Annotated in this window: 19 protein-coding genes and 1 pseudogene; 7 read left to right on the top strand and 13 right to left on the bottom strand. The window is 66.7% G+C overall.

Annotated elements, in window-relative coordinates; genetic code table 11:
- Positions 1 to 48: 48 nt before the first annotated feature.
- The 7 genes and pseudogenes from UB43_RS19210 to UB43_RS19185 form a co-directional block, all read right to left on the bottom strand.
- The gene (locus UB43_RS19210) at positions 49 to 1,161 is read right to left on the bottom strand and encodes a class II histone deacetylase (protein WP_045214050.1); all 1,113 of its coding nucleotides are present in this window, start codon (positions 1,159 to 1,161) and stop codon (positions 49 to 51) included.
- Complete coding sequence (locus UB43_RS19205; RefSeq protein ID WP_045214047.1) at positions 1,158 to 2,549, bottom strand: cytosine permease; 1,392 nt, start codon at positions 2,547 to 2,549, stop codon at positions 1,158 to 1,160. Before UB43_RS19205 ends, UB43_RS19210 begins: the two co-directional genes overlap by 4 nt.
- Positions 2,550 to 2,618: 69 nt before the next feature.
- Complete coding sequence (locus UB43_RS19200; RefSeq protein ID WP_045214046.1) at positions 2,619 to 3,677, bottom strand: ABC transporter substrate-binding protein; 1,059 nt, start codon at positions 3,675 to 3,677, stop codon at positions 2,619 to 2,621.
- 198 nt (positions 3,678 to 3,875) lie between these two features.
- Positions 3,876 to 5,258 (bottom strand): aspartate aminotransferase family protein, encoded by a 1,383-nt coding sequence (locus UB43_RS19195; RefSeq protein ID WP_045214044.1) that lies wholly within the window; start codon positions 5,256 to 5,258, stop codon positions 3,876 to 3,878.
- 12 nt (positions 5,259 to 5,270) lie between these two features.
- Positions 5,271 to 5,386: pseudogene (locus UB43_RS30360) on the bottom strand (hypothetical protein); the annotation flags it as partial.
- A gap of 44 nt (positions 5,387 to 5,430) precedes the next feature.
- Positions 5,431 to 6,924 (bottom strand): aldehyde dehydrogenase, encoded by a 1,494-nt coding sequence (locus tag UB43_RS19190; protein ID WP_045214041.1) that lies wholly within the window; start codon positions 6,922 to 6,924, stop codon positions 5,431 to 5,433.
- 182 nt (positions 6,925 to 7,106) lie between these two features.
- Positions 7,107 to 7,904 carry a carbon-nitrogen hydrolase family protein gene (locus UB43_RS19185; RefSeq protein WP_045214038.1) on the bottom strand — a complete coding sequence of 266 codons (798 nt, stop codon included), beginning with the start codon at positions 7,902 to 7,904 and terminating at the stop codon, positions 7,107 to 7,109.
- Between the two features lie 203 nt (positions 7,905 to 8,107).
- On the opposite strand from UB43_RS19185, the gene UB43_RS19180 reads away from it, so the two are divergent.
- The 3 genes from UB43_RS19180 to UB43_RS19170 all read left to right on the top strand — a co-directional run bounded on the left by UB43_RS19180 (position 8,108) and on the right by UB43_RS19170 (position 11,281).
- Positions 8,108 to 9,016, top strand: coding sequence for a LysR substrate-binding domain-containing protein (locus tag UB43_RS19180; protein WP_024766981.1), 909 nt, complete (start codon positions 8,108 to 8,110; stop codon positions 9,014 to 9,016).
- A gap of 317 nt (positions 9,017 to 9,333) precedes the next feature.
- Positions 9,334 to 10,362, top strand: coding sequence for a DUF5924 family protein (locus tag UB43_RS19175; RefSeq protein WP_045214034.1), 1,029 nt, complete (start codon positions 9,334 to 9,336; stop codon positions 10,360 to 10,362).
- 79 nt (positions 10,363 to 10,441) lie between these two features.
- Positions 10,442 to 11,281, top strand: a complete 840-nt coding sequence (locus UB43_RS19170; protein ID WP_045214031.1) for an acyl-CoA thioesterase II — start codon at positions 10,442 to 10,444, stop codon at positions 11,279 to 11,281.
- 194 nt (positions 11,282 to 11,475) lie between these two features.
- Here UB43_RS19170 and UB43_RS19165 read toward each other — a convergent pair whose 3' ends face one another.
- The gene (locus tag UB43_RS19165; protein WP_045214030.1) at positions 11,476 to 11,817 is read right to left on the bottom strand and encodes a zinc ribbon domain-containing protein YjdM; all 342 of its coding nucleotides are present in this window, start codon (positions 11,815 to 11,817) and stop codon (positions 11,476 to 11,478) included.
- Positions 11,818 to 11,981: 164 nt separating this feature from the next.
- On the opposite strand from UB43_RS19165, the gene UB43_RS19160 reads away from it, so the two are divergent.
- A complete protein-coding gene (locus tag UB43_RS19160; protein ID WP_045214028.1) occupies positions 11,982 to 14,954 on the top strand; it encodes an autotransporter outer membrane beta-barrel domain-containing protein in 2,973 nt (990 codons plus the stop codon).
- Between the two features lie 191 nt (positions 14,955 to 15,145).
- On the top strand, positions 15,146 to 15,385 hold the full coding sequence (locus UB43_RS29840; RefSeq protein ID WP_045214025.1) for a hypothetical protein: 240 nt from the start codon (positions 15,146 to 15,148) through the stop codon (positions 15,383 to 15,385).
- A 57-nt stretch (positions 15,386 to 15,442) separates the two neighbouring features.
- Here UB43_RS29840 and UB43_RS19150 read toward each other — a convergent pair whose 3' ends face one another.
- The 3 genes from UB43_RS19150 to UB43_RS19140 all read right to left on the bottom strand — a co-directional run bounded on the left by UB43_RS19150 (position 15,443) and on the right by UB43_RS19140 (position 19,488).
- Complete coding sequence (locus UB43_RS19150; protein ID WP_045214023.1) at positions 15,443 to 16,078, bottom strand: c-type cytochrome; 636 nt, start codon at positions 16,076 to 16,078, stop codon at positions 15,443 to 15,445.
- Between the two features lie 168 nt (positions 16,079 to 16,246).
- Positions 16,247 to 18,061, bottom strand: coding sequence for a sodium-extruding oxaloacetate decarboxylase subunit alpha (gene oadA / locus UB43_RS19145; protein ID WP_045214021.1), 1,815 nt, complete (start codon positions 18,059 to 18,061; stop codon positions 16,247 to 16,249).
- Positions 18,062 to 18,072: 11 nt separating this feature from the next.
- Positions 18,073 to 19,488: an acetyl-CoA carboxylase biotin carboxylase subunit gene (locus UB43_RS19140; RefSeq protein WP_024766119.1), complete on the bottom strand. Its 1,416-nt coding sequence runs from the start codon at positions 19,486 to 19,488 to the stop codon at positions 18,073 to 18,075.
- A 241-nt stretch (positions 19,489 to 19,729) separates the two neighbouring features.
- On the opposite strand from UB43_RS19140, the gene UB43_RS19135 reads away from it, so the two are divergent.
- Entirely contained in the window at positions 19,730 to 20,665 is a 936-nt protein-coding gene (locus UB43_RS19135; RefSeq protein WP_139092869.1) for a LysR family transcriptional regulator, read from the top strand.
- On the opposite strand, the gene UB43_RS19130 is transcribed toward UB43_RS19135, so the two are convergent.
- On the bottom strand, positions 20,619 to 20,834 hold the full coding sequence (locus UB43_RS19130) for a PA3496 family putative envelope integrity protein (protein WP_024766117.1): 216 nt from the start codon (positions 20,832 to 20,834) through the stop codon (positions 20,619 to 20,621). The two genes, UB43_RS19135 and UB43_RS19130, sit on opposite strands and share 47 nt — an antisense overlap.
- 231 nt (positions 20,835 to 21,065) lie before the next feature.
- Positions 21,066 to 21,950 carry a transcriptional regulator HexR gene (gene hexR / locus UB43_RS19125; RefSeq protein WP_045214017.1) on the bottom strand — a complete coding sequence of 295 codons (885 nt, stop codon included), beginning with the start codon at positions 21,948 to 21,950 and terminating at the stop codon, positions 21,066 to 21,068.
- Positions 21,951 to 22,040: 90 nt separating this feature from the next.
- On the opposite strand from hexR, the gene zwf reads away from it, so the two are divergent.
- Entirely contained in the window at positions 22,041 to 23,516 is a 1,476-nt protein-coding gene (gene zwf, locus UB43_RS19120; RefSeq protein WP_045214015.1) for a glucose-6-phosphate dehydrogenase, read from the top strand.
- The last annotated feature ends 227 nt before the right edge of the window (positions 23,517 to 23,743 follow it).

Below are 23,743 nucleotides of genomic sequence, written 5' to 3'. Positions count from 1 at the left end.
CATGGCCCGCTCCTACAGGCTTACCGTGGAGCTGCCACGGTGCGGCACTCAGCCCAGCAGCTTCGCCGCCATCCGCTCCAGCGCCTGGCGCTGGAAGGCGCGGAAGTCCGCGTCCGGCTGCTGGCCTTCGAGCATCGGCAGGAAGGGGTCGACCACTTCGGTGCGCACGCCAACCATTTCCTCGATCACCGCGTGACCGCAGAACGGCACGTAGGCCTCGGCATAGCCTCCCTCATGCACAACGACCAGCCGGCCCTCGCACAGGCGCTCGGCGGCATCGCGCACGGCGGCGGTCATGAAGCGGAAGGTTTCGCTGTGGGCGAGCATCCGCGCCAGCGGGTCCACGCCGTTGGCGTCGAAGCCGCTGGCGACCACGATCAGCTCGGGCTGGAAGCGCTCCAGCGCCGGCACGATGATCGTCTCCATGGCCGCGCGGTAGGCGTCGTCGCCGCTGCCCGGATAGAGCGGCACGTTGAGGTTGTAGCCCTTGCCCGCGCCTTCGCCGATGTCGTCCACCGCGCCAGTCCCCGTGGGGTAGCAGTCGGCCTGGTGGATCGACAGGGTCAGCACATCATCGCGGCCGTAGAAGATCGCCTCGGTGCCGTTGCCGTGGTGCACGTCCCAGTCGAGCACCGCCACGCGCTGGATGCCGTGGCGCGCCTTGGCCGTCTCCACCGCCACGGCGATGTTGGCCAGGTAGCAGAAGCCCATGCCGCGATCCGGCAGGCAGTGGTGGCCCGGCGGGCGGGACAGCGCGTAGGCGTTGTCCAGCTCGCCGCGCAGCACCGCGTCCACCGCGACAATGGTCAGGCCGGCGGACTGCCGGGCGATGTCGTAGGTGCCATGGCTGACCATGGTTTCCTCGCCCATATCACCGTGGCCGACTTCGCTGTACGCCTTGAAGCGCTCCAGGTAACTCGCCGGGTGCACGCGCAGCAGGTCTTCCTCGCTGGCCAGCGGCGCGCTGGACAGGTGCAGTTGCTGGCTCAGGCCGGAGACGTCCATCAGGCTTTTCAGCCGGCGCTTGCTTTCGGGCGATTCGGCGTGGCCGCCGCCCACCGGCGGCTGCAGCCAGCCGCCGACCGGGAGGATCAGCGCATGCAACCCGGTCGCGTGCCAGAAGCAGCGCTCGTCGAAGAAGAACCCGGTACGACGGCTCATGCGCGGGCCGCCTTCAGGGCGCGCTGGCGCTTGCGGCTGAACAGCCAGTAGACCGGCGAGACCACGCCCAGGCCGACGACCCAGGAGATGTCCGCACCGTTCATGGCCTGCGCGGCGGCACCGGTGTAGAGCGCAGTGGACATGAACGGAACCTGCACCAGGATGCCGAGGATGTAGCAGTTCACCGCGGTCCAGTTGAAGGTGCCGTAGATGCCGCCGTCACGGCGGAAGAACGACAGCACGTCGTATTCGCCGTGGGCCACCAGGTAGTAGTCGACCAGGTTGATCGCGCTCCAGGGCACCAGCACGTAGAGCAGCAGCAGGATGAAGTTGGTGTAGTTGGCCATGAAGTTGTCCTGGCCGAGCAGGGCGATGGCCAGGGAGCCACTGAACAGCGCCAGGGCGATCACCGCGCGCCAGCCGGCCTGGGCCGACCAGGACGGCAGCAGGGTCTGGCCGACGGTGATGGCCGAGAGCGTGCCGCAGTACAGGTTCATCGAGTTGGTGGCGGCGATGCCGATGGAGAACACCGCAACCATGATGGCGCTGAAGCCGCCGGTCATCTCGATCAGGCCGGCGATGACGTCGCCCTCGCCCACCGACAGGCCGACCAGCACACCCAGCAGCATCGGCAGGATCGAGCCCAGGCAGCAGCCCCAGTAGCTCGACCAGAACGCGGTGCGCGCGCCGGTGCCCTGCGGCATGTAGCGCGAGTAGTCGGAGACGTAGGGCGCATAGGCCAATTGCCACAGCGCGGCGATGGACAGCGCGCCGAGGAAGCCGGGGATGTTGTTCTCGTTGCGCTGCAGCAGGTCCGCCGGCAGGCCGTGGACGAACACCAGCCAGACGAAGCTGACCAGCAGCACAGCGCCGGACAGCCAGGACATCACGCGGGTGTAGCCGTGGATCAGGCGGTAGCCGAACACCGTGGCGATCACGCTGATCGCGCCCACCAGCAGGATGCCGGTGTTGGTGCCGATCACCTCGAAGCGTGCGTGCAGCGCCTGGCCGCCGAGCACCAGGTTGGAGGCGAAGAAGCCCAGGTACATGATCACCACCAGGGCGACCACCAGCAAGGAGCCGAAGGAGCCGAACTGGCCGCGGGTCTGCACCATCTGCGGCACGCCCAGCTGCGGGCCCTGGGCCGAGTGCAGGGCCATGAACACGCCACCCACCAGGTTGCCCAGCACCAGCGCCAGCACGGCGGCGAAGAACGGCAGCTTGAACACGGTGACCGCCAGGGCGCCGGTGACCACGGTCAGCAGCATGATGTTGCTGCCGAACCAGATGGTGAAGAGGTCGCGGGCGCGGCCGTGTCGTTCGTGTGCGGCGATGGGCTGGATGGTGCTCAGCTCCAGCGTCGTCGCCTGGTTTTGCGTCGTTGTCATTGTGTTTCTCACGCGTCGTTGGCAAGGCAGGCCCGGCGCAAGCGCCGGGCGCGGATCAGGAAAGGGAAATCAGCGAGCGGCCCAGGCGTTGAAGCGCTGCTCCAGCTCTTCGCCGTGGTCGACCCAGGAGGCCGCGTCCACCGAGCGGGCGCCTTCGAGGTTGGCCGGCGCGGTGGGCAGCGCGTCGCGCACGTCCGCCGGCAGCAGGTCCAGCGTGCCCTTGTGCACGGGGCCGTAGGGGATGTTCTCGGAGAAGGTCTTCTGGGTTTGCGGCTGGCTGGCGAAGGCGATGAACTTCTCGGCCAGCGCCTTGTTCGGCGTGCCTTTCACCACGGCCCAGTACTCCGGGTCGTACAGGCTGCCCGGCCAGACGATGCCCAGCTTCACGCCTTCCTTCTGCGCGGCAGCGATGCGGCCGTTGTAGGCGGCGCTCATCACCACGTCACCGGCGGCCAGCCACTGCGGCGGTTGCGCGCCGGCTTCCCACCACTGGATGTTGCCCTTGAGCTGGTCGAGCTTGGCGAAGGCGCGATCGACGCCTTCCTTGGTGCCGAGCACCTTGTAGATATCTTCCTGCTTCACGCCGTCTGCCAGCAGGGCGATTTCCAGGGTGTACTTGGCGCCCTTGCGCAGGCCGCGCTTGCCCGGATATTCGGCGGTGTTCCAGAAGTCGGCCCAGGACTGCGGGGCCTTGGCGACCTTGGCGCCGTTGTAGGCCATGACCATGGACCAGACGTAGGTGGCCACGCCGCACTCGCTGAGGGTGCCGGGGACGAAGTTCTTCTGGTCGCCGATGGCTGCCGGGTCGATGCGCTCGAACAGGCCTTCCTCGCAGCCGCGCAGCAGCTCGGGGCTTTCCACCTCGACCACGTCCCAGGTGACCTTGCCGACGTCGACCATGGCCTTCACCTTGGCCATCTCGCCGTTGTATTCGCCGGCGACGATCTTGCCGGCGCCGCTGGCCTCGAAGGGCTTGAAGTAGGCCTGCTCCTGGGCCGCCTTGGTGGCGCCGCCGAAGGAGATGACGGTGATGCTTTGGCTTCCTGTTGAAGCTTGGGCGTTAACACTACCGACAGCGGCAGCGAGGGCACAGGTGATGGAGATGCGCGTGAGCAAGGACACTTTCATGGAACGACTCCCACAGCCGGATTGGCGTTGTTGTGTTGCTGGGCAGTACCCCCGGCCAGAAGCCGGGCAAAAGGGTTCCATCGCGCGGGCGTCTTCGCGCTCGCGGCGTTGTGGTGAAGCTGGAGCGGTGTAGGAGCGGGCCATGCCCGCGACCGCTGATGGATCGCGGGCATGGCCCGCTCCTACAGGAAAAGCGGCTTACAGCACGCCGATTTCCTGGGCCGTGCGATCCACCGCGCGGCGGGTCTTGTCGACCAGCTCGTCGATCTCGGCACGGCCGGCGACCAGCGCCGGGGCCATGATCATGCGGCCGAGGGTGGAACGGATGATCACGCCTTCCTCGAAGCCGATGGTGCGGCAGCGCCAGGCGATGTCGTTCTCGTTGTCGAAGCGCTTGCGGGTGGCCTTGTCCTGGACGAACTGCAGCGCGGCGACGAAGCCGGTGCCCTGGATGTCGCCCACCAGCGGGTGGCTGCCGAAGACTTCGCGCAGGCACTGCTGCAGGTACGGGCCGGTGTCGTTCTTCACTGCATTCACCCAGCCTTCGTCACGCAGCGCGCGCAGGTTGGCCACCGCCACCGCCGCCGCCACCGGGTGGCCGGAGTAGGTCAGGCCGTGGGCGAACACGCCGCCCTCTTCCACCAGCGCCTGGGCGATGCGCTTGCTCAGCACCAGGCCGCCCATGGGGATGTAGCCGGAGGTCAGGCCCTTGGCGATGGACAGGGTGTCGGGCTGGAAGCCGAAGTGCTGGTGGGCGAACCACTCGCCGGTACGGCCGAAGCCGCCGATCACTTCGTCCGCGCACAGCAGCACGTCGTACTGACGGCAGATGCGCTGGATTTCCGGCCAGTAGCTTTCCGGCGGGAAGATCATGCCGCCGGCGCCCTGGAACGGCTCGGCGATGAAGCCGGCGACGTTGTCGGCGCCCAGTTCGAGGATCTTCTCTTCCAGTTGCAGGGCGCAGCGACGGCCGAACTCGGCCGGGGTCAGGTCACCGCCGGCAGCGAAGAAGTAGGGTTCGTCGATGTGCGCGATGTCCGGGATCAGGCCGCCCATCTCGTGCATGAACTTCATGCCGCCCAGCGCAGTGGCCGCCAGGGTGGAACCGTGGTAGCCGTTCCAGCGGCCGATCATGATCTTCTTCTGCGGCTTGCCTTCGATCTGCCAGAAGCGGCGCACGGTACGGATCAGCACCTCGTTGGCCTCGGAGCCGGAGTTGGTGTAGATCGCGTGGCTGTAGTGGTCGGGCAGCAGGCTGAAGAGGGTCTCGGAGAGTTCGATCACCGCCGGGTGGGTGGTGTGGAAGAACATGTTGTAGTACGGCAGCTCGTCCAGCTGGGCGGTGGCGGCGGCGGTCAGGTCCTTGCGGCCGTAGCCCAGGTTGGTGCACCACAGGCCGGACATGCCGTCGATGTACTGGTTGCCGTCGTTGTCCCAGAGGTGCAGGCCTTCGCCACGCACCATCACGCGCGGGCCTTCGGCGTTCAGCGCCTTCTGGTCGAGGAAGGCATGGATGTGGTGGGCCGCATCGGCCTTCTGGTATTCACGGGTGTCGCGCGGGGCGCGGGTCTTGTCGGTCATCGACTTTCTCCTCTATCCCTCGGCGGTGCTCCGGCAGCCGGCCTGAGGGGTCTTCAGGGGATCGAGGGCGACGGACTTACCTGGGCAGTCTCACCGGCCGTCTCGAGCGGTTCGGTTGGGAATTCGGGTGTTGCTCAGGCGCCGGGCTCGAACCCGGCAGCCTGCCTTGTCTTCAGTCGCGCAGCTGGAACCAGGTGGTCTTGAGCTGGGTGTACTTGTCGAACGAGTGCAGCGAGAGGTCGCGGCCAAAGCCGGACTGCTTGCCGCCACCGAACGGAATCGCCGGGTCCAGCGCGTCCACGGTGTTCACCGACACGGTACCGGCGTTCAGCTTGCGGGCTACGCGGTGGGCGCGGTGCAGGTCGTCGCTCCACAGGGAGGCGGCGAGGCCGTAGATGCTGTCGTTGGCCAGGCGCACGGCTTCCTCTTCGCTGTCGAAGGGGATGACTGCAAGCACCGGGCCGAACACTTCGTCGCGGGCCAGGGACTGTTCCGGGCGCACGCCGGTGAAGATGGTCGGTTCGATGAAGTTGTCCGAGCCGTTGAAGCTCAGTTGGCGGCCACCGCAGGCGAGCTGCGCGCCGTCGCCCTGGGCGCGGTCGATGCAGGCCATGATGCCGGCGGTCTGCTTGTTGTCGACGATGGCGCCGGCGCGGCTGGCCGGGTCCAGCGGGTCACCCGGCGTCCAGTCGCGGGCCTTGGCGATCAGGCGTTCGACGAATTCATCGTGGATCGAACGCTCCACCAGCAGGCGCGAGTTGGCCGAGCAGACTTCGCCCTGGTTGAAGAAGATGCCGAAGGCGGCTTTTTCAGCGGCGAGGTCGAGGTCGCGGCAGTCGGCGAACACCAGGTTCGGGCTCTTGCCGCCGCACTCCAGCCAGACCTGCTTGAGGTTGGACTGCGCGGAATACTGCATGAAGTACTTGCCGACCTGGGTCGAGCCGGTGAACACCAGGGCGTCCACGTCCGGGTGCAGGCCCAGCGCCTTGCCGGCGGTTTCGCCCAGGCCCGGCACGACGTTCAGCACGCCTTCGGGGATGCCGGCTTCCAGCGCCAGCTCGGCCAGGCGCAGGGCGGAGAACGGCGACTGCTCGGCGGGCTTGAGCACCACGGAGTTGCCGGCGGCCAGCGCGGGCGCCAGCTTCCAGGCAGCCATGTCGAGGGGGAAATTCCACGGCACCACGGCGCCGATCACGCCCAGCGGCGTGCGGGTGATGGTGGCCAGGGCGTTCTGCGCGGTCGGGGCGACCTGGTCGTAGAGCTTGTCGAGGCTTTCGGCATACCAGGAAAACACGCCAGCGGCGCCGGGCACGTCGATGTTCCAGGCGTCCATCACCGGCTTGCCCATGTTCAGGGTGTCGAGCAGGGCCAGTTCGTCGCGGTGGGCCATCATCAGCTCGGCGAGCTTCTGCAGCACGGCCTTGCGCTCACGCGGCGCCATGCGCGCCCAGGGTCCGGTTTCGAAGGCCTGGCGGGCGACCCGCACGGCGGCGTCGATCTCGGCCGCGCCACAGGCGGCGACATTGGCCAGCAGGCGATTGGTCGCCGGGTCGATGGACGCGAAGGTCGCGCCGTCCTGCGCAGCCACGCGGCGGCCGCCGATCAGCGCGCTGTCGATGAAGGTCTGCCGGGCAGCACGCTGCCGCCAATCGTTGAGCTCGTACACCAGGGCACTCCGTAGAGGATCGTTGTTGTTGGAATGTGGATTGGATGGTCGCCCAAGGCCTTGCCAAGGAAAATTATTAAATTTGTCTTCGGGGTATATGAAAAAGCTGGGCAGCCTCGCACCAGCCCGGAGCACGGCGCGCCATCGCGGTGCGCCCCTGCGCACCGCTGCAGGGCCCGTATTCAGCGGGTCAGCGCCTCGTACAGCTCGGGGCGGCGGCACGCCAGGTAGGGGAAGGTCTCGGCCTCGCGAGCACGCTGCTCGGGGTCCAGGTCGACGATCAGCAGACTCTCCGCGGGCCCGGCGGCAGCCAGGCGCTCGCCGTCCGGCGCGACGATGCAGGAGCCGCCGAGGAAGGCCAGCCCGTCCTCCACGCCACAGTGGTTGCAGTAGGCGACAAACAACTGGTTCTCCACCGCCCGCGCCGGGACGATCACGCCCGGCACAGCGCCGTACTCCGGCGTCAGCGCAGTGGGGATGAGGATCAGCCCGGCGCCGTTCAGCGCGTGGGTGCGCACCGCCTCGGGGTACTCGACGTCGAAGCAGATCAGCAGGCCGATACGCCAGCCGGCGTAATCGAACGGAGCCTCCAGCACATCGCCGGCGCTGAACACTTCGCGCTCCATGGCACCGAACAGGTGCGCCTTGCGGTAGTGACCCAGCGCGTTGCCGGTCGGGCCGATCACCTGCACCGAGTTGTACGGCTTGCCGCCCTGCGGATGGCGTTCGGCGTAACCGTAGGCGATGGCCAGCCCGAAGCGCCGGGACAGCTCGCCGATACGCCGGGCGGATGGCCCGTCCGCCGCTTCGGCCAGCTCGTTCATCCGCTGCGGGACGTTGTAGCCGCCCAGCCACAGCTCCGGGCAGAGCAGCAGTTGCGCGCCGGCAGCAGCGGCCGCACCGGCCTGGCGCTCCAGTTGGTCGAGGTTGCCGGCGATGTCGCCGGGAAGTCCGCAGGTCTGCCACAGGGCCATGCGCATGGGCTTTACTCCAGTCCGCGTGTACGGGATTTGCAGGGTGCATTTCGGGTCTGGGCGGAGTATGCCCGCGCCCGGAGGGACGCAGCAGGCGGCCAAGGCCATGAAAAATGTGGTCCCCGGCGAGGAAAATCTTCGCCATGGGCCGCCCCCGCCGGCCGGCCCAACGCGGTATCTTGTATAAAAAAGCATCAACGAGGCGTGCAGTGGCTTCCTATACCTTGCGGCAACTGAAGTATTTCGTGACCACCGTGGAGTGCGGCAGCGTGGCTGAGGCCTCGCGCAAGCTGTACATCGCGCAACCGTCCATTTCCACCGCGATCAAGGGGCTGGAAGAAAGCTTCGGCGTGCAGCTGTTCATCCGCCACCACGCCCAGGGCGTGTCGCTCACCCCCAGTGGCGCGCGCTTCTACCGCAAGGCGCAGGAACTGCTGCGCATGGCCCACGAGTTCGAGCAGAACGCCCTGGCCGACAATGACGTGGTCGCCGGGCAGATCGACATCGGCTGCTTCGAGACGGTCGCCCCGCTCTACCTGCCGCGGCTGATCTCGGGCTTTCGCGAGCGCTATCCGGGCGTGGAAATCCGCATCAGCGACGGCGAGCAGCAGGAGCTGGTGCAGGGGCTCACCGCCGGCCGCTTCGACCTGGCGCTGCTCTACGAGCATGACCTCGACGCGACTATTTCCACCGATCCGCTGATGCCCGCCCAGCGCCCCTACGCGCTGTTGCCGGAGAACCACCGCTTCGCCAAGCAGGACAAGGTGTCCCTGCGCGACCTGGTGCTGGAGCCGATGATCCTGCTGGACGTGCAGCCCAGCCGCACCTACTTCGTGCGCATCTTCGAGGAACTGGGGCTGAACCCGCACATCGCCTTCAGCTCGCCCTCCATCGAGATGGTGCGCGGCATGGTCGGCCAGGGTTTCGGCTTCTCGGTGCTGGTCACCCGCCCGCATTCGGAGTGCACCTACGACGGCAAGAAAGTGGTGATGGTGAACATCGCCGAGGACGTCAGCGCCTCCGGGCTGGTCGCCGCCTGGCTCAAGCGCGCCCAGCTGACCAAGCCGGCGCAGCTGTTCGTCGACTTCGCGCGGGAGGAGTTGAGCGGGAAGCACTGATGCCCGCTCTTTGCTCTGCGTAGGAGCGAGCTTACTCGCGAACCGACTTCGGCGCAGGGACTTGCCCTCTCCCCCGCCCTCTCCCTGAAGGGAGAGGGAGCAGTCCTCTGCAACGGCTCACTTCACAGTCAACCGGCGAGCACTAGTGCCTCAACGCGCTCGGAACAGTCCCCTCTCCCTTCAGAGCGGGGCGCGCAGCCAGGGCTGGGGAGAGGGCGCTCATCCCAGCCGCCAAACCCTCCCGTCACTCCCCGTGCCCCTCACCGACATCCGGCGTTACAATCTCGCCCCCTTTCGTTTTCGTCATACCCCGCCCCATGCTGATCTGGAAACAGCGCGTGCAGCGCCTCATCACCCTCGTCCTCGGCCTGCTGCAGCGCTACCCGCGCGTGATCGCCCTGTTCGGCTTCTGCTCCGGCGTCTTCAGCTTCATCATGGTGGACCGCCACCGCGCCGGCTTCGCCCGCGCCATGGCCATCGTCATGCTGGTCAGCTGGATCTGGCTGATGCTGGAAAACCTGCTCACCGACCGCTTCAAGCGCCGTTTCGGCTGGGAAGTGCCGCCGGGCCTGCTGCGCTACGCGACCCAGCTGATCCACCAGGAAAGCCTGTTCTTCTGCCTGCCATTCTTCTTCGTCACCACCACCTGGAACAGCGGCCAGGCGCTGTTCACCGGCGTGCTGACGCTGGCGGGGCTCGCCGCGATCACCGACCCGGTGTACTACAAGTTCCTCTCGGTGCGGCGCTGGACCTTCCTCGGCTACCACACCCTGACGCTGTTCGCGGTGCTGCTCACCGCACTGCCGATCATCCTTCACCTGAGCACCCCGCAGAGCTACCAGGCGGCACTGGGCATCGCCGTGCTGCTGTCGTTCCCGAGCCTGGCGGTGACGGTGAAGATCCACAAATGGTGGCGCTGGTTCGCCCTCATCGGCCTGACCCTGTCCATCGGCGCGGTGGGCTGGTTCGCCCGCGCCTGGGTGCCGCCGTCGACCCTGTGGATGACCGAGATGGCGGTGACCGAGAGCTTCGACAACGCCCAGCGCACTCCCGGCGACAGCCTGGAAACCGTCAGCGTCGCGCAGATCAAGAGCCAGGGCCTCTACGCCTACACCGCGATCAATGCGCCGCGCGGGCTGAACGAGCGCATCTATCACGCCTGGCGCAAGGACGGCCAGGAAGTCGACCGCATCGCCCTGGACATCAAGGGCGGCCGCGAAGCCGGCTACCGCGCCTGGACGCACAAGCAGAACTTCCCCAGCGACCCCAGCGGCAAGTGGCAGGTGCAGGTGCTCACCGAGGCCGGCCAGGTGATCGGCACACTGCGGTTCGAGGTCACGCCCTGACCGCTCGGTATCCTTGACCCGCCTCGGCGCTTTCCTCTACATAGAGCCTCTCCCGAGAACAAAAAGCGCCGAGAGAGTCATGACCGATACCGCCTTGCACCCGTTCGACCGCGCCGTGGCCCTGCAACCCATTGCTGGCCAACCCAACCTCTACGAAGGCCACACCAGCCAGGACTACTGGAACATGGTCGGCCCCTTTGGCGGCGTGACCGCCGCGGTCCTGCTGCAGGGCGCGCTGCGTCACCCGCAGCTGCTCGGCAGCCCGGTGTCGCTGACAGTGAACTACGCCGCGGCGGTCGTGGCCGGCGCCTTCCAGGTCGAAGCCATCCCGGTGCGCACCAACCGCTCCACCCAGCACTGGCTGCTGCAACTGACCCAGGCCGATGAAGCCGGCGAACAGCAGGTCACCACCACCGCCACCCTGGTCACCGCGCTGCGCCGCGAGACCTGGAGCCTGACCGACCTGCCCTTCCCGAACCTCGCACCGGCCAGCGACTTCGAGCCGATGAGCCCGGCCGCCAAGGGCGTGGCCTGGCCCAGGCAGTACGAGATGCGCCCGGTCTCCGGCGCCTTCCCGACGAAATGGGACGGCACTGGCGAGACCAGCCGCAGCCAGCTCTGGCTGCGCGATGCACAACCGCGCCCGCTGGACTTCCTGTCCCTGGCGGCGCTGAGCGACATCTTCTATCCGCGCGTCTGGCTGCGCCGCGCCACGCCAGTACCGGCCGGCACCGTGTCGATCACCACCTACTTCCACACCGACGCCGCGCAACTGGCGGAGGTCGGCACCGGCTACCTGCTGGGCGACGCCCGCGCCCAGGAATTCCGCAACGGCTTCTTCGACCAGAGCGCCCAGCTCTGGAGCGAGTCCGGCGCGCTGCTGGCGACCAGCAACCAGATCGTTTACTACAAGGAATAAGTGCCTCAGACCCGTTTTCGAAGGGGCATGGGTCGCCTGTAGGAGCGAGCTTGCTCGCGAACAGGGCCCCGAGCATGCACCGAAGCTGGGCGGTTCGCGAGCAAGCTCGCTCCTACACAAAGCCGCCCGCGGCAAGGGGCAGGCAACAAAAAGCCCGGCACATGGCCGGGCTTTTTCATGGAGGCGAGGAAGGCTCAGACCTTCTTCACGAACTCCGACTTCAGCTTCATCGCGCCGATGCCGTCGATCTTGCAGTCGATGTCATGGTCGCCGTCGACCAGGCGGATGTTCTTCACCTTGGTACCGACCTTCACCACCAGGGACGAGCCCTTGACCTTGAGGTCCTTGATCACGGTGACGGTGTCGCCGTCCTGCAGCAGGTTGCCGACCGAATCCTTGATCACGCGCGCGTCGCCGTCGGCCTCGGCGGATGCATCGGCGGACCACTCATGGGCGCACTCGGGGCAGACCAGCTGGGCGCCGTCTTCGTAGGTGTATTCGGAGTTGCATTGGGGGCAGGGCGGCAGCTGGCTCACGGCGGTTCTCACAGTGGAAACGATCAAAAGACCGCAGAGTATATAAGGTTTCTCGCTTTCCCGCTGGACCCGCAGGCAAGGCACAAGGCCAGCGGCGTTACAAAAGCGTAAGAATCCATCGCTATAACAGGCGGCCACTTCGATAAGAAAAAGGACGCCCTGCCATGCTGCACAAGCCCTCCCCGCTCGCGCTGAGCATCGCCGTCGTGCTGGCGAGCCTGGCCGCCGAAACCGCCCATGCCGTTCCGGTATCGCCGATCATCAACGACGCGCAGACCAGCAGCCGCACCCTGGCCAACCAGGACACCCTGACGGTGACCGGCACCGGCAGCCTGGTCACCAGCGGCAAGAGCCTCGACCTCAAGGGCGCAGCCACCGGCAGCGGCGTGGTCATCGACAACAGCGGCCTGCTGCAGTCCACCACCGGCCGCGTGGTCGACACCTCCGGCAGCGACAGCACCACGCGCTTCTACCAGATCATCAACCGCGAAGGCGGCCGGATAGTCGGTTACGACGACGCCATCCGCATGAACAATCCGTTCAGCGCCGGCAGCCTGCTGATCGACAACGCCGGCAGCATCAGCTCGGCCACCGGCCAGGCGCTGGACCTGGACAAGCTGCAGAGCGCCGCGACCACCACGATCATCAACCGCGCCAGCGGGGTCATCCACAGCGACGGCAACGACGCCATCCGCCCCGGCGGCAACGCGACCATCACCAACTACGGCGAGATCAGCAGCTCCGACATGGTCACTGCCGACACCAAGAACGACGGCATCGACTTCCAGGGTGCCGCGGGCGGCCACGTGGAAAACCACGGCCTGATCAGCGGCGGCCGCCACGGCATCACCACCGATGTGGGCGCCACCCTGATCAACTATGAAGATGGCGTGATCATCGGCCGCAACGGCTCGGGCTTTGGCTCCGACGGCGACGGCACCGTGATCAACTACGGCCGCATCAGCGGCGCCTACAACGGCCTGGTGCCGGACGGCGACGGCGATGGCGTGGACATCGACTACACCGGCCACATCGAGAACCACGGCATCATCGAAGGCCTGGGAGCTGCCGGCTCGAAAGATGGCTCGCCCAACGGCAGCGAAGGCATCGCCATGGGTGGCGGCACCATCATCAACTACGCCGGCGCGGTCATCCGCAGCGTCGACCGCGGCATCCTGGTCGACGACGGCAACGGCAACAGCGGCTTCAGCTCCACCACCCTGGAAAACCACGGCACGATTTCCGGCGAATCCTCCTCGGGCGTGACCTTCTCCGGCGACCTCGACGACACCGTGATCAACGACGGCCTGATCCACGGCGGCAACGGCATCGCCCTGGAAATGGGCGGCGGCAACGACAGCCTGGTGCTGCTCTCCGGCAGCCGCTTCGAAGGCCTGGTGGACGGCGGCAGCGGTCGCGACACCGTCACCCTCGACGACGCCGCCGGCGGCAGCTTCGGCAACAGCACCCACTTCGAATGGCTGGACGTGAAACAGGGCAGTTGGGCCCTCTCCAGCGAGAACGACTTCAGCGAAGGCGGCGAAGTCTTCAGCGGCGCCAGCCTGAGCAACACCGGCAGCATTCTCGGCAGCCTGCAGATCGACCGGGGTGCCACCTACTTGGGCAACGGCAGTGTCGGTGGCCTGGACGTCGCCGGCACCCTGATCGCCTCGCCGGCCCTGGGCGCTGCCCACGTCACCGGCAACCTCGACCTGCAGAGCGGCTCGACCCTGTCCTTCGGCGTGGAGCCCAGCGGCGCCCACGCCACCGTGCAGGTGGACGGCACCGCCAGCATCGCTGGCTCGCACCTCGCCGTGCAGGCCGGCAGCGGCAACTGGCCGTGGCAGAGCAGTGTGCAGGTCATCAGCGCCACCGGCGGCGTCAGCGGCCAGTTCGCCGACGTGAAGAGCAACTTCGCCTTCCTCACCCCGACCCTGAGCTACAGCGGCAACAGCGTCGACCTGCAACTGACCCGCAACGACGTGCAGTTCGGCGACCTGGCCAGCAGCAGCAACGGCCGCAACGCCGCCTCCGCCCTGCAGAGCCAGAACGGCGGGGCGCTGTACAACGCGCTGGTCACCAGCGACGCGAGCAACGCCACTTCCGCCCTGGAGCAACTGGCCGGCGCCAGCAACGCCAGCCTGGCTGCCGCGACCATCGCCGGCAGCCAGCAGGTTGGCAGCGCCATGCTCAACGCCGTGCGCCAACTGGGCAGCAGCAGCCTGCTGGCAGCCACCGAGCGCGGCGATACGCCGATGCTCGCCGCCACCGGCGTGCCCAGCGCAGCGCGCAACCTCAACGACCCGAGCGCCGCCGGCCGCCTGTGGGTGCAGGGCATCGGCAGCCACGGCAAGCTCGACGAGCACGACAACGGCGGCGACCTGCAGCAGAACACCGGCGGCACCCTGCTCGGCGCCGACTGGGCGGTGACCCCGGACTGGCGCCTGGGCGTACTGGGCGGCTACTCGCACACCGACCTGGACGGCAGCGGCGGTGTTTCCGGCGATATCGACAGCTGGCACCTGGGCGCCTACGCGCTGCATCAGAACGGCCCGCTGGCCGTGCGCCTGGGCGCGGCCTACAGCAGCCACGACGGCGAGAGCAAACGCCGGGTCGAGTTCGACGGCTTCAGCGATCGCCCGAAGGGCGACTACGACGCCGACAGCTGGCAGGCCTTCGCCGAGACCGGCTACGCCATGGGCAGCGGCCGGCTGAGCGCCGAGCCCTATGCGCGCCTGGACTACCAGCGCTACGAGCGCGATTCGTATAACGAGAAAGGCGGCGCCGCCGCACTGCACGTCGACTCCCAGGACCAGGACAACCTGAGCAGCACCCTGGGCCTGCGCATCGCCCGCCTGGACACCCTGAGCAACGGCATGAGCTTCACCCCGCGCCTGGGCCTGGGCTGGCGCCACACCTTCGGCGACATCGACAGCGAAACCCGCCAGTCCTTCCTCGCCGGTGGCGACGCCTTCAGCGTCCAGGGCACCGCGCTGGATCGCAACAGCCTGCTGCTGGACGTCGGCTTCGATGTTGGCGTGTCGGCGCGCCATAGCGTTGGCATCGGCTACAGCGGCCAGATGGGCAGCAACACGCAGAACCACGCGCTGATCGCCCAGTGGCAGATGGCGTTCTGACCTGGACAGCGCGCGACGAAAAAGCCCGGCCTCCGCCGGGCTTTTTCCTTTGAGCCTTTAACACGGGTGAATCGGAAATTTCCCGGCCATTCTCGGAGCACGACAAATGGCCTCACACCACGGACACGGCAAAGCTTGCGGCCCCGGTCAACCGACCGGCATTCGCCAACCCTCGATGAGTGAGCACCCTCATGAAAAAGCTTTGCCTCCTGATCGCCGCTTGCGCCGTCCTCGCCGCCTGCGACAAGAAACCCGAGCCGACCTCGCAGACCGCTGTGCCCGCTGCCGCCACCCAGCCGCAAGCCAAGCCCGCGGCGGAACCTGAAGCTGCGCCGGCTGCGCAGCCCGCACCCGCTTCCACCGAGGAACAAGCCGCTCCGCAAGCGCAACCCGAGACCGCCGACAAGCCGGCCGAAGACAAGCAGCAGTAAGGCTTCACCCACCGTTACAGCGCCCCCCAGCCAGCCGCCGCAGGGCGGCTGGTTGATTCAGGGGCGCAGTTGGCTGAGGTAAGCGGTCAGCGCCTTGATGTCGTCATCGCTGAGCAACCCGGCTACCGCCAGCATCGGCGAGCCGGCGCGGCTCGGATCCTTGTCACGGTAGCGCTGCAGCGCGTGGGTCAGGTAAGGCCTGGGCTGCCCGGCAATGCGCGGGAAGCCGTCGTGGCCCAGCGCCTGGACGCCATGGCAGGTCACGCAGACCGTGGCGAAACGCTGGGCGCCCTGCTCGATCTCCGCCGCGTCAGGCGCGGCTTCCGTGCGAGGCAGGACCTTCTGCTGACTGAAGTAGTAAGCGATGTTCACCCGCTCGTTGAGCGTCAGCAGCTTGGCCGCCTGGTTCATCACGAAGTCGGTGCGCTGGCCGTCGACGTACTTCTCGAAGGCATCGAACAGGTACTGCGGGTTCTGCCCGGCCAGGTTGGGGATGTAGTCGCGCTTGCTGTTGCCATCCTTGCCGTGGCACTTGCTGCACAGCAGGATGCGCTCCTCGGCGGCGGCATAGGCCTGCTCGCGCTTGGCCGGGTCCTGTTCCAGGGCCGCGAGCCGATCCATCAACTCCGATGACTGCCCCAATGCCTGGGCGCTCGCACACAGCAGCACCCACCACAGAACGACTCTCCCCATCACCGCACCCTGGTCAGTTTTCCCAGCGTCGACGCTAATGGGTTTCTGAAGGAAGTTTCCGACGCAGATCAAGCAAACGCGCCGTCGGCTGAAAAACCTGCGGGCAAAAAAAGGGGGAGCATCGTGCTCCCCCGTGGGACTGAACCTTAAAGACCCGTCTGTCCTTGGTCAGCCTTCAATTTCAACCAGGATCTCACCGGGGTTGACCCGGTCGCCCTTGGCTACGTGGATGGCCTTCACGGTACCGGCGATGCCCGCCTGCACTTCGGTCTCCATCTTCATCGCTTCGGTGATCAGCACGGCCTGGCCGGCCTTCACGCTGTCGCCTTCCTTCACCAGCACGTCGACGATGTTGCCCGGCATGGTGGTGCTGACATGGCCCGGCTCGCTGGCGTGCTTGCGCTTGTTGCCGCCACCGCCGACGAACTCGTTGAGCGGCTCGAACACCACCTCTTCAGGCATGCCATCCACCGACAGGTAGAAGTGGCGCTTGCCGTCGGTTTTCACGCCGACACCGGTGATGTCCACGCGGTAGCTCTCGCCGTGCACGTCGACCACGAACTCGGTCGGCACGCCCTCACCGCCGGCCGCGGCGACGCCCTTGCCGTTGGGGATCGGCAGCAGCTCTTCGGGTTTCAGGGTGCCGGCGGCGCGCTCCTCGAGGAACTTGCGGCCGATGTCCGGGAACATGGCGAAGGTCAGCACGTCCTCTTCGGACTTGGCCAGGCTGCCGATCTCTTCGCGCAGCTTGTTCAGCTCCGGCTTGATCAGGTCGGCCGGGCGCACGTCGATGACTTCCTCGTTGCCGATGGCCTGGCGACGCAGCTGCTCATTGATCTTGCCCGGCGCCTTGCCGTAACGGCCCTGCAGGTAGAGCTTCACCTCGTTGGTGATGGTCTTGTAGCGCTCGCCGGCCAGCACGTTGAAGAACGCCTGGGTGCCGACGATCTGCGAGGTCGGGGTGACCAGGGGCGGGAAGCCCAGGTCTTCGCGCACGCGGGGGATTTCCGCGAGCACTTCGGGCATGCGGTTCAGCGCGCCCTGTTCCTTGAGCTGGTTGGCCAGGTTGGAAATCATCCCGCCCGGTACCTGGTTGACCTGCACGCGGGTATCCACGCCGGTGAACTCGCTCTCGAACTGGTGGTACTTCTTGCGCACGGCGTGGAAGTACATGCCGATTTCCTGGATCAGCTCCAGGTCCAGGCCGGTATCGAACGGCGTGTCACGCAGGGCGGCAACCATGGATTCGGTGCCCGGGTGGCTGGTGCCCCAGGCCATGCTGGAAATGGCGGTGTCGATGCGGTCGGCGCCGTTTTCCACGGCCTTGAGCTGGCACATGCTGGCCACGCCGGCGGTGTCGTGGGAGTGCACCACCACGTCCAGCGGCAGCGCGTCCTTCAGCGCCTTGACCAGTTGGCCGGTGGCGTAGGGCGTCAGCAGGCCGGCCATGTCCTTGATGGCGATGGAGTCCACGCCCATGTCGGCCATCGCCTTGCCCTGGGCGACGAAGGCGTCGATGGTGTGCACCGGGCTGGTGGTGTAGGCGATGGTGCCCTGGGCGTGCTTGCCGGCAGCCTTCACCGCCTCGATGGAGACGCGCAGGTTACGCACGTCGTTCATCGCGTCGAAGATGCGGAACACGTCGATGCCGTTGACCGCCGCCTTGGCGACGAAGGCGCGCACCACGTCATCGCTGTAGTGGCGGTAGCCCAGCAGGTTCTGCCCGCGCAGGAGCATCTGCAGGCGGGTGTTGGGCAGCGCGGCCTTGAGCTTGCGCAGGCGCTCCCACGGGTCTTCCTTGAGGAAGCGCACGCAGGCGTCGAAGGTGGCGCCGCCCCAGACTTCCAGCGACCAGTAGCCGACCTTGTCGAGCTTGTCGCAGATGGGAAGCATGTCTTCGGTGCGCATCCGGGTCGCCAGCAGCGACTGGTGGGCGTCGCGCAGGATGGTATCGGTGACGGTGACTTTCTTGGAAACGGTCATGTACGAATTCCTCACAGGCCAGCGTGGGCGGCAATGGCGGTAGCGATGGCGATGGCCAGGTGCGACGGGGTGCGCTTGATGGAGTACTGGGTCAGTTCCGGGTGGCTTTCGACGAAGCTGGTGTTGAACTGGCCGTTACGGAATTCCGGGTTCTTGAGGATTTCCTGGTAGTAGGCGGCGGTGGTCTTCACGCCCTGCACGCGCATGTCGTCCAGCGCCCGCAGGCCACGGTCCAGCGCCTCTTCCCAGGTCAGCGCCCAGACCACCAGCTTCAGGCACATCGAGTCGTAGTACGGCGGGATGGTGTAGCCGGTGTAGATCGCCGTGTCGGTGCGCACGCCGGGGCCGCCGGGCGCGTAGTAGCGGGTGATCTTGCCGAAGGACGGCAGGAAGTTGTTCTTCGGGTCTTCGGCGTTGATGCGGAACTGCAACGCGAAGCCGCGGTGAATGATGTCTTCCTGCTTCACGGACAGCGGCAGGCCCGACGCCACGCGAATCTGCTCGCGGACGATGTCGATGCCGGTGATTTCCTCGGTGATGGTGTGTTCCACCTGCACGCGGGTATTCATCTCCATGAAGTACACCTCGCCATCGGCGAGCAGGAACTCCACGGTGCCGGCGTTCTCGTAGCCCACGGCCTTGGCCGCGCGCACCGACAGGTCGCCGATGTAGGCGCGCTGCTCGGGGGTCAGCTGCGGGCTGGGGGCGATCTCGATGAGCTTCTGGTTGCGGCGCTGGATCGAGCAGTCGCGCTCGAACAGGTGCACGGTGTTGCCGAAGGAGTCGGCGAGAATCTGCGCCTCGATGTGCTTCGGATTGACGATGCACTTCTCGAGGAAGACCTCCGCGCTGCCGAAGGCCTTGGTGGCCTCGGAAATCACGCGGGGGAAATTCTGCTCCAGCTCTTCGCGGCTGTTGCAGCGGCGGATGCCGCGGCCGCCGCCACCGGAAGTGGCCTTGAGCATCACCGGGTAACCGATGCGCTCGGCCTCGGACAAGGCTTCGGCCAGGTCGGCGACGTTGCCTTCGGTACCGGGGGTGCAGGGCACGCCGGCGGCGATCATGCTGCGGCGCGCCTCGGTCTTGTCGCCCATGCGGCGGATGACTTCCGCGGACGGGCCGATGAACTTGATCCCGCGCTCGGCGCAGATATCGGCCAGCTCGGCGTTCTCGGAGAGGAAGCCGTAGCCCGGGTGCAGGGCGTCGCAGCCGGTTTCCACCGCCAGGTTCACCAGTGCACGCGGGTTGAGGTAACCCGCCAGCGGGTCGGCGCCCAGGCTGTGAGCTTCGTCGGCGCGCTTGACGTGCAGGGCGTGACGGTCGGCATCGGAATAGACGGCCACCGAACGGATGCCCATCTCGGCGCAGGCGCGCACGATCCGGACAGCGATCTCCCCACGGTTGGCGATCAGGATTTTCTTGATCACTGCGGCTTTCCCTCGGCCCGGGCCTTTTGGACCCCGGCGTAAAAACCCATCGGCAGCCCCGGACACGGCAGCTGGATTCTCTTGTGGATATTGCGTGGCCGGAGCGGGTTCCGGCGTGTTTTTACCCTAGCGCGGGAGGGAGGATTAACCAAAATCAATAATTATTGGGGTAGCCATAAAGAATGCTTTATAGTCGCTGGAAAATGTCGCCATCGAGCAGGCTTCTATGCGTAAGTCATTGATGCGTATGACCCTTCGCCAGCTGCAGGTTTTCCGTGCGGTGTGCGAAAGCCGTTCCTACAGCCGCGCCGCCGAGGAAATGGCCCTGACCCAGCCGGCGGTCAGCCTGCAGATCCGCCAGCTCGAAGAACTGGTCGGCCAGCCGCTGTTCGAGTACATCGGCAAGAAGCTCTACCAGACCGATGCCGCCGACGCCCTGCTGCGCGCCACCACCGACATCTTCCAGCGCCTGGAAGTGCTGGACATGAACCTCTCCGACCTCAAGGGCTCGCTGCAGGGCCAGCTGCGCCTGGCGGTGGAATCCAGCGCCAAGTACATCACCCCGCACCTGTTCGCCGCGTTCCACGCACAGCACCCGGACGTCAGCCTGAACCTCACGGTGGTCAACCGCGCCCAGGTGATCAAGCGCCTGTCGGACAACCGCGACGACCTGGTGATCATGTCCCTGGTGCCGCAGGACATGGCGCTGGAATTCCTGCCCTTCCTGAACAACCCCATCGTCGCCGTGGCACCGCCGGACCACCCGCTGTGCAACGCCGCCAAGCTTTCGCTGAAGGACCTGGAACCCTATCCGCTGCTGATCCGCGAGCCCGGCTCGGGTACGCGCAAGGCCTGTGAGGAACACTTCCAGCAGAAACGCGCGCACTTCGCGCAGACGCTGGAATTCGCCTCGCTGGAGGGGTCACGGGAAGGGGTATTGGCGGGACTGGGATTGGCGCTGCTACCACGCCATGCGGTGAGCCGCGAACTGCAGTCCGGGCTGCTCCACGAACTGCCGGTGGAAGAGCTGCCGCTCTACCGCAGCTGGTGTCTGGTGCACGCACGCGGCAAGCGCCTGAGCCCGGTGGCCCAGGCGTTCGTCGCCTTCATCCGTGAAGAGCGGGCGCTGATCAGCCAGCTTGCCGAACGCTTCGCCGGCCCGCCTTCGCCGAAGTGAGGTAGGCGGCGGCGATCAGGTCCGGGTAATCGGAGGTTTCGAGGGCGAGGCGCTGGGCCTCCATGCGGTCCTCGATGGCGCGACGGAACTGCATGCGCCGCTGGTCTTCGAGCTTGCGGCGGGTCTTGCTATCCACTTGGAGCTGGGTGTCGTCGATATGGCGGGGCATCTCGCATCTCCCAAGGCCGAAGGGCTGGAGACGCCAGCATGCTGACGACGGATGACCGTTTGACGACGTGGTGGTGAAGCGCCGGTGACGCCGACGGGCGGTCGGCGAGCCGCTACATCGGCCAACCCAGGCGGCGGGCTTTTGCAGGAGCGAGCTTGCTCGCGCACCGCTCAGCCCTGGAACACCCGGCTAGCTCTGTTCGCGAGCAAACTCGCTCCTACAGGCATGGTCTCAGGACGCCTCTTCCGGGCGCTCCTCGTGGTTCTTCACCACCTTGGGCGACAGGCGCAGGCTGCGCAGGCTGCGCTTCACGCTCTTGAGGTGGTTCACCAGGTCCGGGCCGCGGGCCATGGCCACGCCCATCGCCAGCACGTCGATCACCACCAGGTGGGCGATACGCGAGGTCAGCGGGGTGTAGATATCGGTGTCTTCATGCACATCCACCGCGAGGTTCACGGTGGCCAGGTCCGCCAGCGGGGTCTGGCTGGGGCACAGGGTGATCAGCGTGGCGCCGGCTTCGCGCACCAGGTTGGCGGTCACCAGCAGGTCCTTGGAGCGGCCGGACTGGGAGATGCAGATCGCCACGTCCGAAGGCTTCAGCGTCACCGCCGACATGGCCTGCATGTGCGGGTCGGAGTAGGCCGCCGCCGACAGCAGCAGGCGGAAGAACTTGTGCTGGGCATCCGCCGCCACCGCGCCGGAAGCGCCGAAACCGTAGAACTCGACGCGCTGGGCATGGGCGATGGCCGCGATGGCACGCTCCAGGGCGTGGGTGTCGAGGTTCTCGCGCACTTCCATCAGCGAGTGCAGGGTGGTGTCGAAGATCTTCAGGCTGAAGTCCGCCACCGAGTCGCTCTCGTTGATCGAGAACTGGCCGAAACTGGCGCCGGCAGCCAGGCTCTGCGCCAGCTTGAGCTTGAGGTCCTGGAAGCCGGTGCAGCCGATGGCGCGGCAGAAGCGCACGATGGTCGGCTCGCTGACGCCCACGCTATGGGCGAGGTCCGCCATGGAGCTGTGCATGACCGATGCAGGGTCCTGCATCACGTGATCGGCAACCTTGAGCTCCGACTTGCGGAGCAGATGACGCGACTGGGCAATGTGCTGCAAAAGGTTCACAGGGATAGGCTCGGTGATAGTTGTCTGAAATTTATGTAGTCTTGTTGTAGTTATACTACAAAACTAACCGCCACGCCCAGGGAATAAGTCTTGAATACGCCTGCCAGCCCTAGTCTTCCCAGCTCCTGCGACATCCTGGTGTTCGGCGGCAGCGGTGACCTGGCGCTGCACAAGCTGCTGCCGGCGCTCTACCACCTGCACCGGGAGAATCGCCTGCCGGCCGACACGCGGATCTTCGCCCTCGCCCGCAGCCAGCGCGACAACGCCGCTTACCTCGCCCTGGCCGAACGCAACTGCCGCGCCCAGGTGGCGCGCAGCGACTTTTCCGCCGAGGCCTGGCGCAGTTTCGCCCAGCGCCTGGAATACGTGGCGATGGACGCCTCGCAAAGCGCCGACTTCGGCCGCGTGGCCAAGGCTCTCAAGCGCACGGAAGGCCGCGTGCTGGTGCACTACCTGGCCACCGCGCCGAGCCTGTTCGCGCCGATTGCGCAGAACCTGAAGATCGCCGGCCTGGCCGGGCCGCTGGCGCGCATCGTGCTGGAGAAACCGCTGGGGCATTCGCTGGAGTCCGCGGTGGCGATCAACCAGGCCATCGGCGAGGTGTTCGACGAATCCCGCGTCTTCCGCATCGATCACTACCTGGGCAAGGAGACCGTGCAGAACCTCATGGCCCTGCGCTTCGCCAACACCCTGTTCGAGCCGGTGTGGCGCAACGGGCACATCGACCACGTGCAGATCACCGTCAGCGAAACCCTGGGTGTGGAGAACCGCGGCAGCTACTACGACCATGCCGGGGCCATGCGCGACATGGTGCAGAACCACCTGCTGCAACTCCTCTGCCTGGTGACCATGGAAGCGCCGGTGCGCTTCGATGCCGAGGCGGTGCGCAACGAGAAGGTGAAGATCCTCCAGGCGCTCCGGCCGGTTTCCGGGCAGGACGTGCAGGACAAGACCGTGCGTGGCCAGTACACCGCCGGGCATATTGGCGGGCAGGAAGTGCCGGCCTACTGGTTCGAGAAAAATGTCGACAACGACAGCGATACGGAGACCTTCGTCGCCGTTCAGGCAGAAATCGACAACTGGCGCTGGTCCGGCGTGCCGTTCTACCTGCGCACCGGCAAGCGCATGGCTAAGAAGTGTTCGGAAATCGTCATCCAGTTCAAGCCGGTCCCCAACAGCCTGATCGGCAGCGGCGCCGGCGCCGCCAACCGCCTGTGGATAAGGTTGCAGCCGGAGGAGCGCATCAGCGTGCAACTGATGGCCAAGGCCCCCGGCAAGGGCATGCAGCTGGAACCAGTGGAGCTGGACCTCAACCTCGCCCAGGCCTTCAGCACCCACAAGCGCCGCTGGGACGCCTACGAACGCCTGCTGCTGGACGTGATCGAAGGCGACTCGACTCTGTTCATGCGCCGCGACGAGGTGGAAGCGGCGTGGAGCTGGGTCGACCCGATCATCAAGGGCTGGCACGAGCACTACCTGAGCCCGCGCCCCTACCCCGCCGGCAGCAACGGGCCGGAACAGGCGCAGACCCTGCTGGAACTGCAGGGCCGGCGCTGGCTGGAATGATCGGACTTGCGTAGGAGCGGACGCTGTCCGCGATGGGCTACCGGTCCGCTCGGCGCGAGCGGAAATCGATCGCGGACGAAGTCCGCTCCTGAGCACGCCGGGAACCCCCTGTAGGAGCGAGCTTGCTCGCGAACCGGCAAGGCACGGTGCCATGCGGTTCGCAAGCAAGGACTGGGCGTCCCCCTCGGTCCTACGCAAAGCGTCTCGGCGTTGACCTCGCTCAGCAC

The sequence above is a fragment of the Pseudomonas sp. 21 genome, from assembly GCF_000955805.1.
In the GTDB taxonomy this organism is placed as follows: Bacteria; Pseudomonadota; Gammaproteobacteria; order Pseudomonadales; family Pseudomonadaceae; genus Pseudomonas.
The sequence above is the reverse complement of the archived record's forward strand: the minus strand, read 5'-3'. Positions and strand labels throughout refer to the sequence as shown.